This window comes from Streptomyces liliifuscus (assembly GCF_016598615.1).
Classification (GTDB): domain Bacteria; phylum Actinomycetota; class Actinomycetes; order Streptomycetales; family Streptomycetaceae; genus Streptomyces; species Streptomyces liliifuscus.
This window is the reverse complement of sequence record NZ_CP066831.1, coordinates 6601320-6615213: the sequence shown is the minus strand read 5'-3', so window position 1 is coordinate 6615213 and position 13894 is coordinate 6601320. Positions and strand designations below refer to the sequence as shown.

The 13894-nt window shown below is 68.9% G+C and carries 8 protein-coding genes; 3 read left to right on the top strand and 5 right to left on the bottom strand.

From position 1 onward, the window contains the following. Positions 1 to 38: 38 nt before the first annotated feature. A complete protein-coding gene (gene galE, locus JEQ17_RS28570) occupies positions 39 to 1034 on the top strand; it encodes a UDP-glucose 4-epimerase GalE (protein WP_200397841.1) in 996 nt (331 codons plus the stop codon). Positions 1035 to 1195: 161 nt separating this feature from the next. Here the strand turns inward: galE and JEQ17_RS28565 are convergent, their stop codons facing one another. Together JEQ17_RS28565 and JEQ17_RS28560 are read right to left on the bottom strand one after the other, a co-directional pair. Further along, positions 1196 to 1417 (bottom strand): hypothetical protein, encoded by a 222-nt coding sequence (locus JEQ17_RS28565; protein ID WP_055517933.1) that lies wholly within the window; start codon positions 1415 to 1417, stop codon positions 1196 to 1198. Between the two features lie 252 nt (positions 1418 to 1669). After that, positions 1670 to 2326, bottom strand: a complete 657-nt coding sequence (locus JEQ17_RS28560) for a TetR/AcrR family transcriptional regulator (RefSeq protein WP_200397840.1) — start codon at positions 2324 to 2326, stop codon at positions 1670 to 1672. A 198-nt stretch (positions 2327 to 2524) separates the two neighbouring features. Between JEQ17_RS28560 and JEQ17_RS28555 the strand changes: the two genes are divergently transcribed. After that, a complete protein-coding gene (locus tag JEQ17_RS28555; protein ID WP_200397839.1) occupies positions 2525 to 3460 on the top strand; it encodes an ABC transporter permease in 936 nt (311 codons plus the stop codon). Beyond that, on the top strand, positions 3435 to 4301 hold the full coding sequence (locus JEQ17_RS28550; protein ID WP_407700165.1) for an ABC transporter ATP-binding protein: 867 nt from the start codon (positions 3435 to 3437) through the stop codon (positions 4299 to 4301). Before JEQ17_RS28555 ends, JEQ17_RS28550 begins: the two co-directional genes overlap by 26 nt. Before the next feature lie 89 nt (positions 4302 to 4390). Here the strand turns inward: JEQ17_RS28550 and JEQ17_RS28545 are convergent, their stop codons facing one another. From JEQ17_RS28545 to JEQ17_RS28535, 3 genes are all read right to left on the bottom strand, one after another. After that, positions 4391 to 5500 carry a glycosyltransferase gene (locus JEQ17_RS28545; protein WP_200397838.1) on the bottom strand — a complete coding sequence of 370 codons (1110 nt, stop codon included), beginning with the start codon at positions 5498 to 5500 and terminating at the stop codon, positions 4391 to 4393. Beyond that, complete coding sequence (locus tag JEQ17_RS28540) at positions 5497 to 8391, bottom strand: bifunctional glycosyltransferase/CDP-glycerol:glycerophosphate glycerophosphotransferase (RefSeq protein ID WP_200397837.1); 2895 nt, start codon at positions 8389 to 8391, stop codon at positions 5497 to 5499. The genes JEQ17_RS28545 and JEQ17_RS28540 overlap by 4 nt, the downstream gene beginning before the upstream one ends. Positions 8392 to 8655: 264 nt before the next feature. After that, the gene (locus tag JEQ17_RS28535; RefSeq protein WP_200397836.1) at positions 8656 to 13593 is read right to left on the bottom strand and encodes an NAD-glutamate dehydrogenase; all 4938 of its coding nucleotides are present in this window, start codon (positions 13591 to 13593) and stop codon (positions 8656 to 8658) included. Between the last annotated feature and the right edge of the window lie 301 nt (positions 13594 to 13894).

The window sequence follows — 13894 nt, the reverse complement described above, 5'->3', positions numbered from 1 at the left end:
CCGACAGACGAACCGACACACGAGGGGACGGCCGATACATGACCTGGCTGATCACCGGCGGCGCCGGCTACATCGGGGCGCACGTCGTCCGTGCGATGACCGAGGCGGGCGAACGGGCCGTGGTGTACGACGACCTGTCCACCGGGATCGCCGAGCGCGTGCCCGACGGGGTGCCGCTGGTCGTCGGCTCGACCCTGGACGGGGAGCGGGTGGCCCGGGCGCTCAAGGACCACGGCGTCACGGGTGTCGTCCATCTGGCGGCGAAGAAGCAGGTCGGCGAGTCCGTGGACCTGCCGCTGCACTACTACCGCGAGAACGTCGAGGGGCTGCGGGTGCTGCTGCAGGCGGTCACGGCCGCCGCGGTGCCGTCCTTCGTGTTCTCGTCCTCCGCGGCCGTGTACGGCATGCCCGACGTCAACCTGGTGACCGAGGAGACACCCTGTGTGCCGATGAGCCCGTACGGCGAGACCAAGCTGGCGGGCGAGTGGCTGGTCCGCGCCACGGGCCGCGCCCACGGTCTGTCGACGGCTTCCCTGCGCTACTTCAACGTGGCGGGCGCCGCGGCGCCGGAGCTGGCCGACACGGGCGTCTTCAATCTGATCCCCATGGTCTTCGAGAAGCTCACCGAAGGTGCGCCCCCGCGCGTCTTCGGCGACGACTACCCGACCCCCGACGGCACGTGCGTCCGCGACTACATCCACGTCGCCGACCTGGCCGAGGCCCATGTGGCGGCCGCCCGCCGGCTGGCCGCCGCTCCCGGCACGGACCTGACCCTCAACATCGGCCGCGGCGAGGGCGTCTCCGTCCGCGAGATGATCGACCGGATCAACGAGGTCACCGGCTACACGCTCGCCCCTGCCGTCACCCCTCGCCGCCCCGGCGACCCGCCGCGCGTCGTCGCCTCCGCCGACCGCATCGCCGCGGAACTGGCCTGGAAGGCCAAGTACGACGTCCACGACATGATCACGTCGGCCTGGGAGGGCTGGGTACGGCTTCATCCCGAGGCCCGGCGGGGCCAGGCCCAAGAGGGCTGAGGACCGGGGCCGCCCCCCTCGGTTCGGAAGACCGGTTCGGAAGACTGGTTCGGAAGACCCGCTCAGAAGGCCGGCTCAGGAGGTCCAGAAACGCGCTCGCCGCGGGCCGGACGTCGTCCGGGGGCCGCGGCGAGTGACTGACGGTGTACTGACGGGATCCGTCAGAGCTTGTCCATGCGGGTGTAGGGGCTGACGATACGGGCCTGGCGGGAGCCGAAGTCGACGAGCATCGCGATGCCCTCCTCGACGCCGACGATCCTGCCCAGGCCGAACTGGTCGTGCGTAACACGGTCACCCAGGGCGAAGTGCTTGGCGACCGGGACAACCGGAGCTTTGAAGGGACTGGTGGACAGGTGGCGCCGGGGCGCGGATGGCTTCGTCATCGTCAGTCCAGTATGCGCCCCCGAGGGCCTCGAAAGTGAGGCCCGGATGACAACGATCCGGACGCTACGGGGTTGACGCCCCTTGCCGGGGCGCCCCGCAAGGCGGGCGGAGCTGCGACGATACGCGGCTCCCTGGCATGCACGGGACCAGCCTCGGCCGACTTCCACTACCCGCACGTGGACCCGGACTTCGTGACCCGGCGGCGCCATTTCGACACCCTTCGACGTCTTGCGGCCGCCTTTACAACATCCTTACAACGCCTTGAGCGCCACCGCCGTGGCCCGGGCCAGGCTCTCCAGGTACCCCTTCGGCAGCTTGGGGCTGCGGATCACCACCGAGCGCCAGTACAGCGGTCCGGAGATCAGGTCGAGCGCCAGCTCGTCGTCGATGCCCATCCGGACCTCGCCGCGCCGCTCCGCCGCGGCGACGATGCCGCTGGCGACGCCCTCCTGCCCCTCCCGCAGAGCCTTCTGCATGGCCTCGGCGATGTCCGGATTGCGGGCGGCCTCGGCCTGGAGGTCGGGGATGATCTGCGAGGCGACAGGGTGACGCAGGGCCCGTGACGTGACCTCGTACAGCAGACGCAGGTCGCCCTCCAGGGAGCCCGTGTCGGGTGCCGGCAGCCCCTGCACCGCGACGGCCGACACCAGGTCGAGCACCAGGTGCAGCTTGGAGCGCCACCGGCGGTAGACCGCGGTCTTGCCCACGCCCGCGCGGCGCGCGATCCCCTCGATGGACATCCGCGCGTATCCGACGGCCGCGAGCTCCTCGAAGACGGCCGCCCTGATGGCCTCCGTCACGTCCTCCCGGAGCACCGCCGCCCCGGCGGGAGTCCGGCGGCGCGGCCGCTGCGGGCTCTCTGGGGTCCCTTCGGCGTTCGTCGGGGTCCCGTCGGCGTTCGTCGTCATGTTCATCAGCATAGGGGCGTCACGACGAAACGGTTGCGTTCCGACGTGAGATCGGCCTACGCTCACGTGACGACGATACGGTTCCGTCCCGACGTAAAGAGGGTCCCAGGTACGGGTAAAGGCGGGCCCGTAGCGACGTAAAAGAAGCGTTCGCACACCCCTCCCACGAGCCCCGCGCTCCGAGCGAAAGCAGCGGATGTGAGTCAGGTCCTCCACACACCGCCCCCGGCACCCGACCCGGTGCGGGCATCGGCCGCCCCGTCCGACGACGCCGCGGTGCTGGCCGCCCGCTACGGCCTCACGGTCAGCGGCGCCCGCCCGTCACTTCCCGCGTACGTCCGTCAGTTGTGGGCGCGCCGGCACTTCATCACGGCGTTCGCCACGGCCAAGCTCACCGCCCAGTACAGCCAGGCGAAGCTCGGCCAGGTCTGGCAGGTGGCCACGCCCCTGCTGAACGCGGCGGTCTACTACTTCATCTTCGGCGAGCTCATGGGCACGAGCCGCGGCGTACCGGACTACATCCCGTTCCTGGTCACCGGCGTCTTCGTGTGGACGTTCACGCAGAGCTCGATCATGGCGGGCACCCGGGCGATCTCCGGCAGCCTCGGCCTGGTGCGCGCCCTGCACTTCCCGCGGGCCGCGCTCCCGGTGTCGTACGCGCTGCAACAGCTCCAGCAGCTGCTGTTCTCGATGGCCGCGCTGTTCGTGATCCTGCTCTGCGTCGGTGTGCCCGTCAGTGTGTCCTGGCTCCTGGTCGTTCCCGCCCTGGCACTGCAGTTCGTGTTCAACGCGGGCGTGGCGATGATCATGGCCCGGATGGGTGCGAGGACACCGGACATCGCACAGCTGATGCCGTTCGTGCTGCGCACCTGGATGTACGTGTCCGGTGTCATGTGGAGCATCGACAAGGTGCTCACCGCCCACCAGGACATGCCGCACATCGTGCTGGTCGCCCTGGAGTGCAACCCGGCCGCCGTCTACATCGACCTCATGCGGTTCGCGCTCATCGACACCTTCCACGCGAGCCAGCTGCCCCACCATGTGTGGGCGCTCGCGGTCGGCTGGGCGCTGCTCGCCGGCGTCGGCGGTTTCATCTACTTCTGGAAGGCTGAGGAGACGTACGGCCGTGGCTGATCCCACCAACGCACCCGCCCCCACCCTCGTCGCGGACCGTGTCCCCGCCGTCGCGACCGAGCCCATCCCCACGGTCGTCGTTGACCGTGTCGACATCGTCTACCGCGTCAACGGCACGGGGGCCGGCCGCGGAAGCGCCACCGCCGCCCTCAATCGCATCCTGCGCCGGAAGAAGACCGAACAGGCCTCGGGCGTACGGAAGGTGCACGCCGTGAAGGCGGTCTCCTTCACGGCGTACCGGGGGGAGGCGATCGGGCTCATCGGCACGAACGGGTCCGGGAAGTCCACGCTGCTCAAGGCCGTCGCCGGACTGCTTCCGGTGGAGCACGGGCGGATCTTCACGGACGGGCAGCCCTCACTGCTCGGGGTGAACGCCGCCCTGATGAACGACCTGACCGGCGAGCGCAACGTCTATCTCGGCGGCCTCGCGATGGGAATGTCCCGGGAACAGGTGCGCGAGCGGTATCAGGAGATCGTCGACTTCTCCGGCATCAACGAGAAGGGCGACTTCATCACGCTGCCCATGCGGACGTACTCGTCCGGAATGGCCGCGCGGCTCCGTTTCTCCATCGCCGCGGCCAAGGACCATGACGTGCTGATGATCGACGAGGCCCTGGCCACCGGGGACCGCTCCTTCCAGAAGCGGTCCGAGGACCGTATCCGGGAGCTGCGCAAGCACGCCGGGACGGTGTTCCTGGTGAGCCACAACAACAAGTCGATCCGGGACACCTGCGACCGGGTGCTGTGGCTCGAACGCGGCGAGCTCCGTCTGGACGGGCCCACGGAGGAAGTGCTGAAGGAGTACGAGAAGTTCACCGGGGGTGGGGGGAAAGCCTCCTGAGGGGCGCGGGGAACCGCGCGAGCAACCACAGCGCACCCGCAGCCGACGAACAACCGGGATCCGCCGGGATCCGCCGGGATCCGCCGGGATCAGCGTTCGAGGAAGCTGAACAGGTCCTCCCACCTGTTCACGATCTCGGTCGTCGTGTAGCGCTGGATGTTGATGCGGGCCCGGTCGCCCATACCGTCCCGCAGCTCCTTGTCGGACATCAACGTGTCGAGGCGGCGGGCCAGTTCACCGGTGTTGCCCAGGGTGGCGAGCAGGCCGTCCTCGCCGTCGTGGACGATCTCGTGGACGCCCGGGGCGCAGTCGAAGGCGGCGCAGGGCACGGCGGTCGCCATGGCCTCCATGAGGGCGAGCGGGAAACCCTCGCCCCGGGAGGACTGGACGAAGACGGAACCGCCGCGCAGGGCGCCCGCCACATCGCTCGTACGCCCCATCCAGTCCACGGAGTTGTCGAGTCCGAGAGCCGTGCACTGCTTCTTCAGGATCTCCTCGTCCTCGCCCGAGCCGTAGATGCGCAGCCGCCAGTCCGGGTGGCGCGGCGCGACCTCCGCCCAGGTGTCGAGGAGCATGTCGATGCCCTTCTGGTCGTGCAGTCGGCCGATGCTGACGACCGCCTTCTCGGTGCGCGGCGAGGGCACGTCGGGCATGAACGGCAGCGGGTTCGGCATGAACGACGCGTTGTTCATGCCCTGTCCGATCCACAGGTCGGCATCCTCGCGGGTCAGCGCCAGCATGCGGTCGACGTCCTGGTAGTACTTCCGCACCCGCTGGAAACGCGAGGACGCCTTCGAGTACTCGAAGGACTCGTGGCTCATGCCGATCACGGTCAGCCCGCGGGTGTCGGCCTGCGCCACCCACTCCATGGCCCACACCTGCGTGACGATGACGACCGCGCCGGGCCGGGCCGCCCGGAACAGCGCGGTGAGCCTGACGGCCTGCTCGCGCATGCTCGCCTCACGCGCCCGGCCGGGACGCGGCGGCTGTCCGGCGTACAACGTCGTCATCGGGTAAGCGACTTCGCCGAGTTCCTGCACGACGTCGGACGGGGTTATACCGACGACGTGGACGCGGTGCCCGCGCCCGGTGAGGAGCCGGGCCATCTGGTGCGACCAACTGGTCACTCCGCCCAGCTCGTCGACACTGTTGGAGACGAAGAAGACGTCCCGCTGCGGTTCGGTGCTCACGAGGGTCATCCACGCCTCCACTGCGCGAAGAACTGGTCGACGATGCTCTGGGCGGCGTTCCCCTTGTCGTACTCGCCGAATTCCGCCACGAACCCCTCCCGCGCCTCCGCGTACTTCACGGCCTGCTCGTCCAGGGAGGCGAGGGCGGTGTGCAGCTCCTCCTCGGTGCGCACGACCGGTCCCGGCGCCCGTTCCAGCAGGTCGAAGTAGGTGCCGCGGCCCTCGTGCACGTACTCCTCGTAGTCGTAGGCGAAGAAGAACATCGGCCGGCCGAGGAGCGCGTAGTCGAACATCACGGACGAGTAGTCGGTGATCAGCCCGTCGGCGAGCGCGAGCAGCGGGGTCACGTCGTGGTGTGCCGATACGTCGATGACGCGCCCGCGCACGGACGGCGGAAGCACGACGTGGTTGAGGTAGTGCGAGCGCACGAGCAGGACGTACCGGTCGCCGAACGTGTCGGCGAACCGCTCCACGTCGAAGGGAAGCTCGAACCGCCGCTGCCTGCCCCCGTGTTGCCGGAAGGTGGGCGCGTACAGCAACACGGCCTTGTCGTCGGGAATCCCCAACTCGGCGGCGAGCGCCCCGCGTTCGCGAAGGCCGACTTCCTCTTCCCTCCTTCTGGTTCGCACGAGGTCGTCGTTGCGGGGATAACCGACCCGCAGCAGCGTCTTCTCCTTGAGGCGGAACGCCTGGGCGAGGGTGCGTACATCGTGCTCGGAGCGGATCAGGAACCGGTCGAAACGGTCGAGGGTGCGCTGCTGTTCGGCCTGCTCGGGCCGGGTCCTGAGCTTCCACTCGGGCTCGTCGAAGCCCATCCGTTTGAGAGCCGAGCCGTGCCAGGTCTGGATGTAGGTCGTCTCGGGCCGCTTGGTGAGCTTGAGCGGATAGCTCTGGTTGTCGACCCAGAACTCGGCCTGCGCGAGCGCCTTCAGATAGGGCAGCGACCAGCGGCGTACGAGAGTGGCGTCGGCCGGAAACCCGGCGGGACCGCTGCCCGTGTACGACCACACGGCCTCGAAGTCGAGCCCCTGGCGCCGCATCTCCTCGTAGATCGCCTTCGGGCTGTCGCTGTACTGCCGGCCCAGGTGGCTCTCGAAGACGACGAGCCCCTTCTTCACGGGCAGCCGGCTGAACACCTCGTGGTAGAGGCGGATCTTGGTGTCGCCGGAGGTGAGCTTCCTGCGCACCTCCTTCACCTTGCGGTACCCGGACTTGGCGAACCGGCCGGGCGCGCCCCGCACACCCCGCTCGACGAGCGCGTCCACCTTCTCGCGGGTCACGATCCGGAAGGAGAGATGCCCGCGCGAGGAGATCTCGGGGGTGACATGGTCGGCGACCAGCCGGGTGAGCCGGGGCCGGACGGGCAACTGCCCGTCGGCCAGCCCGGGTTCGGAGGCGGTGAGACGGGTGGTGGTCCGGGCGCCGTCGACGTCGAGATGCAGCCGTACGTCCCACACCGCGTCCACGATGCCCAGGGGCCGCAGCCCGCGCGCGAGGTCGGCCGACGCCTCCCAGGCGATGGCCTCGCCCTCGTGCCGCAGGGTGGCGACGGGGAAGCGGAAGACCTGGAAGCGCACGCCCTTGCGACGGGCGGCGAACTCCAGCTCGCCGCCGAGCCGGGCGCCGGGCGGAACGACACCGAGGGGATTGGTGATGTGCCCAGCGAGCCGAACGGTACCGGCGGCCTCCTCGTACCCGGTCAGAACGTTGCGCAGGAACATCTTCTCGACGGGCTTGGCGTGATAGCCGAGTTCGGTGACGTCCAGGACGTGCCGGGCGAAGTCGCCGTCGAGGTGGTCGTCGAGATGTTCCGCGCACCAGTAGATCCGGCCGTCGCGTTCCACCATCGGCGCGGAGATCTTGTCGCGGTTGGTGAGCGTGTCCACGGCCGGCAGAAGGTTGTCCCAGTCGCTCTTCTGCAGCAGATAGGCGCAGATGGCGTGGATGGGCTCCACCTCGTCGAAGGCGGCGCGGTCGATGGACTCCAGATAGCCGCGGGCGATCGCGGCGAACTCCTCCCGGTAGGAGGCGTCCCGGAACGGCAGGTCACGCAGATGCAGCACCAGGTCGTGCTTGAGGAACTTGACGTCCTTGTGGAACTTCAGCTCCAGCAGACCTTTGTCCGCGAGGAGTTGATCGACCCGCCGATGGATCTCCATCCGGTGCGAGAAGTTGGCGATCTCGGCACGCCTGTTGCTGATCGACTTCGTCGCGGCCTTGTCGACGACGTTCCAGTCGTAGACGCGGTTCGGGATGAGGGTGATGCGGCGGGCGGCGGCGTAGGCCTGGGCGGAGAAGAGGAGATCTTCGTAGTGAATGCCGACAGGAAAGGCGAGCCCCTGCTCAACGAGGAACTCCCTCCGATAGCACTTGTTCGTCGAGAGGGTGTCGAAGACGAGCAGGTCGGGCAGCTCGGAGATCGACTCCAGGGTGCGGGTACGGGCGTACAGCCACGGGTACCACTTGACCTCCTTGCCGTTGCGCGAGTCCACGTGCACCCGCACGCACATCCCGGAGACCAGGTCGGCGCCGGTCGTCTCGGCCGCCTCCAGCATGTTCCGGCAGGCGTTGCGCTCCAGTACGTCGTCGCTGTCGAGGAAGAGGACGTATGTGCCGCGGGCCTGGGCGATGCCGTGATTGCGGGGAGCCCCGCATCCTCCGCTGTTCCGGTCGAGCCGGAAGGCCCGGACCCGCCCTGGCTGCTCGGCGGCCAGCCCCCTCGCCACGTCGTACGACCCGTCCGTGCTCCGGTCGTCCACGATCACGACCTCGACGTTCCGCAAGGTCTGCTCCAGCACGGAGCGCACGGCTGTGACCAGCCGTGACTCGTCGTTGTAGACGATCACGACCACGGACACGTCCGGTGCGACGCCCTGCGCGGGAAGCGATTCCTCGTTCATCCTATTTATCCTAAGTGTCCCTCACTGAACCCTGTACGGGGTGTAGGCCGCTTGGGGGCCACTTAGGTAGATGTTGATCGAGAGACCCGGGTTGCTCCGGGGACTTCCCTTCCCCTGGGGGCTACAACTCAGCCCCTCCGGCGTTTGAGGAGCGGGGGTTCGGGGGCGGAGCCCCCGAGTAGTGACGGGAATGGGTAGGGGCGGCGGGGGCGAAAAGAAGGGGCGCCCCCAACCCGCAGGGCGCCCCTTCTCCTGTCGCCAGGACTACGTCCGCGTGCGCAGCATCGTCCGCATCGTCCTCATCGCCACAGACAGATTCGCGAGATCGAACGCCTCGGACCCCTGAATCTCCTCCAGAGTCGTCCGCGCCCGGGAAAGAATCGCCGCGTTCTTCCCCTCCCACGCCTTGAACCGCTGCTCAGGCGTGGACCCCCCGTTACCGACGGCAAGAACATCCGCGGTCAGCGCGGCGTGCGCCGCGTACAGGTCCTCCCGGATGGACGCCCGAGCCATGGACTGCCACCGATCCGCACGAGGCAGCTCGATGATCCGGTCCATGAGCTGCGTGACCCGCAGACGGTCGGCAAGGTCGTAGTAGACCTCCGCGACGTCCATCGGGTCCTTGCCCACCCGGTCCCCCACCGCCACGATGTCGAGCGACGGGAAGGCGGACGAGAACCCGGCCACCCGCTGGGCGAGCTCGTCGGGCACCCCGGCCCCGGACAGCTCGTCGTAGATCTGCTGGTACCACTCCAGATCCGCACCCCGCAGCAGCTTGGGCAGCTCGGCCCAGACCCGCGTGACCCCTTCACGGAAGAAGTCGATCGTCTCGGCGAGCTCCAACGGCTGCGGCCGGTTGTTGAGCAACCACCGCGTCCCCCGCTCGACGAGCCGCCGCGAGTGCAGCCGGATCCGGGTCTGGACACCCGCGTCGACCGTGTTGTCGAGCGCCTCGACGGCGTCCCACACCTCGCTGGAGTTGAAGATCGCACGGGCCGCGGTCTGCGCCCGGACGATCTCCTCCAGCGAGGCCCCGGTCTCCTCGCGGAGCCGGTGCAGGAAGCTCGTACCACCGGTGTTGACCGTGTCGTTGACCAGCACGGTCGTGACGATCTCGCGCGACAGCGGATGGTTGTCGATCTGCTCGATGAACTGCTCGCGCAGCGCGGTCGGGAAGTACGCGTGCAGCAGGCTCCGCAGATACAGATCGTCGGGCAGCGACGTGTGCAGCAGCTCGTCGGAGACCGTGATCTTCGTGTACGCGAGGAGGACGGCCGTCTCCGGCGAGGTCAGACCCTGCCCGGTGCCGAGCCGCTCCCGGATCTGCCGGTCGGTCGGCAGGAACTCCAGCGCCCGGTCCAGATGGCCCTCGCGGACCAGATGGCGCATGAAGCGCTGCTGGGCGTGGAGCATGTCCTTGGACTGGGCGAGCGCGTTGGCCAGGGCCGTGTTCTGCGCGTAGTTGTTGCGCAGGACGAGCGCGCCGACCTCGTCGGTCATCTCGGCGAGCAGCTTGTTGCGCTGCTTGACGGTCATGTCGCCGTCCGCGACCACCGCGTTGAGCAGGATCTTGATGTTCACCTCGTGGTCGGAGGTGTCCACGCCCGCGCTGTTGTCGATGGCGTCGGTGTTGACCTTGCCGCCGGCCTGCGCGAACTCGATGCGCCCGAGCTGGGTGAGGCCGAGGTTGCCGCCCTCACCGACAACCTTGACCCGGAGGTCGGCGCCGTCCACCCGGATCGCGTCGTTGGCCTTGTCGCCGACGTCCGCGTGCGACTCGGTCGACGCCTTCACGTACGTACCGATGCCGCCGTTCCACAACAGGTCCACCTGCGCCTTGAGGATCGCCCTCATCAGGTCGGCGGGGGTCATCTTGGCGATGTTGCCCTCGATGCCGAGGGCCTCACGAATGTGGCTGTTGAGCTGGATGGCCTTGGCCGTACGGGGGAAGATGCCGCCGCCCTGCGACAGCAGCGTCTTGTCGTACTCCTCCCAGGAGGAGCGCGGCAGCTCGAAGAGGCGACGGCGCTCGGCGTACGAGGTGGCCGCGTCCGGGTTCGGGTCGATGAAGATGTGCCGGTGGTCGAAGGCTGCGACCAGCCGGATGTGCTCGCTGAGCAGCATGCCGTTGCCGAACACGTCACCGGACATGTCACCCACGCCGACGACCGTGAAGTCCTCGGTCTGTGTGTTGACGGCCAGCTCCCGGAAGTGCCGCTTGACGGACTCCCAGGCGCCGCGGGCGGTGATGCCCATCTTCTTGTGGTCGTAGCCGGCCGAGCCGCCGGAGGCGAAGGCGTCCCCGAGCCAGAAGTTGTAGCTCTCCGCGACGCCGTTGGCGATGTCGGAGAACGTGGCCGTGCCCTTGTCCGCGGCGACGACGAGGTAGGTGTCGTCCTCGTCGTGCCGGACGACGTCGGCGGGCGGTACGACCTCGCCGGCCACCATGTTGTCGGTGATGTCGAGCAGCGCCGAGATGAAGGTCTTGTAGCTGCGGATGCCCTCGGCCAGCCAGGCGTCGCGGTCCACGGCCGGGTCGGGCAGCTGCTTGGCGACGAAGCCGCCCTTGGCTCCGACGGGCACGATGACGGTGTTCTTGACCATCTGCGCCTTGACCAGGCCGAGGATCTCGGTCCGGAAGTCCTCACGCCGGTCGGACCAGCGCAGCCCGCCCCGCGCGACCTTGCCGAACCTCAGGTGGACACCCTCGACGCGCGGCGAGTACACCCAGATCTCGTACGCCGGACGCGGCGCCGGCAGGTCCGGGATGGCCTGCGGGTCGAACTTCATGGAGACGTACGTGTGCGGTTCGCCGCCGCCCGCCTCCTGGAAGAAGTTCGTTCGCAGGGTCGCCTTGATGACCGTGAGGAACGAGCGCAGGATCCGGTCCTCGTCCAGGCTGGCGACCTGGTCGAGGGCGGCGTCCAGCTCCTCCAGGAGGGCGTCGGTCAGTTCGAGGCCGGCGCGCTGGCGGTCCGGCGACATCCGCGCCTCGAAGAGCGAGACGAGCAGCCGGGTGGTGTGGACGTTGTTGCGGAGGGTGTCCTCCATGTAGTCCTGGCTGAACGTCGAACCGGCCTGCCGCAGGTACTTGGCGTACGCGCGCAGCACCATCGCCTGCCGCCAGTTCAGGCCGGCGCTCAGGACGAGGGAGTTGAAGCCGTCGTTCTCGGCCTGCCCGGTCCAGGTCGCCGAGAAGGCCTCCTGGAACCGCTCGCGGCCGTCGTCACCGAGGTGGTCGCCGTTGCCGCTGCCCGTCCTGGGCAGGCGCAGACCGAAGTCGTAGATCCACGCGGACGCGCGGTCCGAGCAGCGCAGCTCGTAGGGGCGCTCGTCGGTGACCTCGACGCCGAGCCGGGTGAGGACCGGCAGGACGGCGGAGAGGGAGACCGACTCCCCGGTGCGGTAGATCTTGAAGCGGCGCTCGCCCGGGGCCGCCCCCACCGGCTCGTACAGGCTGAGTGCGAAGTTCTTGCCGTTGCCGAGCTGATCCAGGTGGACCAGGTCGGCGACCGCGGTGCGCGGGTTGTGGTCGGCCTTGTAGCCCTCGGGGATGGCGTTGCCGTACCGGCGCAGCAGTTCGGCGGCGCGCTCCTCGCCGCACTCCGCGTTCAGTGCCTCGGCGAAGCCGTCGGCCCAGGAGCGGGCGGCCTCGACGAGCCGTGCCTCGATGCGGTCCTTGTCGGCGTCGCTGAGCTGCGGCAGCTCGGTGCCCTGCGGGACCCGGACCACGAAGTGCAGCCGGGAGAGGATCGACTCGGTGTTCCACGCGGTGAAGTCGACGCTGATGCCGCCGAGCTCCTCCTTCAGGATGTCGATGATCCGCAGGCGCACGCCGGTGGTGTAACGGTCGCGCGGGAGGTAGACGAGCGCCGAGTAGTAGCGCCCGTACTCGTCCTGCCGCAGGTAGAGCCGCAGGCGGCGCCGTTCCTGGAGGTAGAGGACGGAGGTGACGATCGCCCGCAGCTCGTCGGGCGGGGTCTGGAAGAGCTCGTCGCGCGGGTACGTCTCCAGGATCTGGAGGAGGTCGCGCCCGTCGTGACTGTTGGGCGAGAAGCCCGCGCCCTTGAGGACCTCGGCGACCTTGCGCCGGACGACGGGGACCCGGCGTACGGACTCGGTGTACGCGGCGGAGGAGAAGAGGCCCAGAAAACGGCGCTCGCCGACGACGTTGCCGTCCTCGTCGAACTTCTTCACGCCGACGTAGTCGAGGTAGGAGGGCCGGTGCACGGTGGCGCGGCTGTTGGCCTTGGTGAGGATCAGGAGCTTGTGCTCGCGGGCCTTGGCACGGGCGTCGGCGGGCAGCCGCTCGAAGGACGGGCTGACCGGGTGGCTCTCGTCGGTCGCGTGGTGCGGATCGGAGCGCAGGATGCCGAGTCCGGTGCCGGGAACGGCGGCGAGCGAGTCGTCCTCGCGCAGCTCGTACTCCCGGTACCCGAGGAAGGTGAAGTGGTCGTCCGCCAGCCAGCGCAGCAGCTCACGGGCCTCCTCCACCTCCTGGTCGCGCAGGTCGTCGGCGGTCGGCTCGGTGGGCAGCTCGTCGGCGATGCGCAGCGCGGAGTCGCGCATCTTCTCCCAGTCCTCGACGGCCTCACGGGCGTCGGACAGGACGCGCACCAGGTCGGCGGTGATCTGCTTCAGATCGGCGCGGTCGGTCTCGCGGTCGATCTCGACATGGATCCAGGACTCGACAAAGGCGTCGTGGGGCAGCTCGCCGGTGGGCCGGGTCTTCAGGACCTCGATGAGCTTGCCGGTGAGATCGCGCCGCACGATGACCTGCGGGTGGATGACGACATGGATCCCGCGCCCCTGCCGGGACAGCTCGTTGGTCACGGAGTCGACGAGGAAGGGCATGTCGTCCGTGACGACCTCGACGACGGAGTGGCTGCAGGTCCAGCCGTTCTCCTCGACCGTCGGTGTGTGGACTCTTACGTTGGCCGTGCCCTGAGGTCGGTTCTCGGCCAGCCGGTAGTGCGAGAAGGCGGCTCCGAAGACGTCGTCCGGGTCTCGGTCGGTGAGGTCTTCGGGGGCGGTGTGCAGGTAGTAGCGCTGGAGGAACGCGAGCAGGGTGTCCTGGTCGGGAGCGCTCGCGCCCGTCTTCCCGGTCGGCAGGTGAAGATTCCCCCCGACCGGGCTGTTCTCAGCTACCCGGGCGGCCCGTTCGAGCAGCTCGGCCTTGGCTTCGTCCAGCTTGGTCTGCATTGTCCTCTGGCTCCTGTCGCGCGCCGTTGCGTGACGTCGTAGAACGTGAAGTGACGTAGCGCCGCGACGCGGGGTGTCCGGTCTCGTTCGACGCTATGCCGCGATGAGAGATGAGCGGGGCGTTATCGGCCATTCTCGGCCGCTCCGGAGGCTGTGACGCTGCTCTCGGTGCACCTGCGCCTGCCGCGTATGCGGCGCTTTCTGCGCTTCCCCACCCGGGGAGACCAGCGACCGCCCGGTCACGGATGTCGTCCGTGCGTTCCGGGCGCAGGGCAGGGGCGACAAGGCCCCCGCGACGTAT

Coding starts and splice junctions, on each gene's coding strand:
- galE (WP_200397841.1), top strand. CDS start 39: ATGACCTGGCTGATCACCGGCGGCGCCGGCTACATCGGGGCGCACGTC.
- JEQ17_RS28565 (WP_055517933.1), bottom strand. CDS start 1,417: ATGACGAAGCCATCCGCGCCCCGGCGCCACCTGTCCACCAGTCCCTTC.
- JEQ17_RS28560 (WP_200397840.1), bottom strand. CDS start 2,326: ATGACGACGAACGCCGACGGGACCCCGACGAACGCCGAAGGGACCCCA.
- JEQ17_RS28545 (WP_200397838.1), bottom strand. CDS start 5,500: ATGACCCTCGTGAGCACCGAACCGCAGCGGGACGTCTTCTTCGTCTCC.
- JEQ17_RS28540 (WP_200397837.1), bottom strand. CDS start 8,391: ATGAACGAGGAATCGCTTCCCGCGCAGGGCGTCGCACCGGACGTGTCC.
- JEQ17_RS28535 (WP_200397836.1), bottom strand. CDS start 13,593: ATGCAGACCAAGCTGGACGAAGCCAAGGCCGAGCTGCTCGAACGGGCC.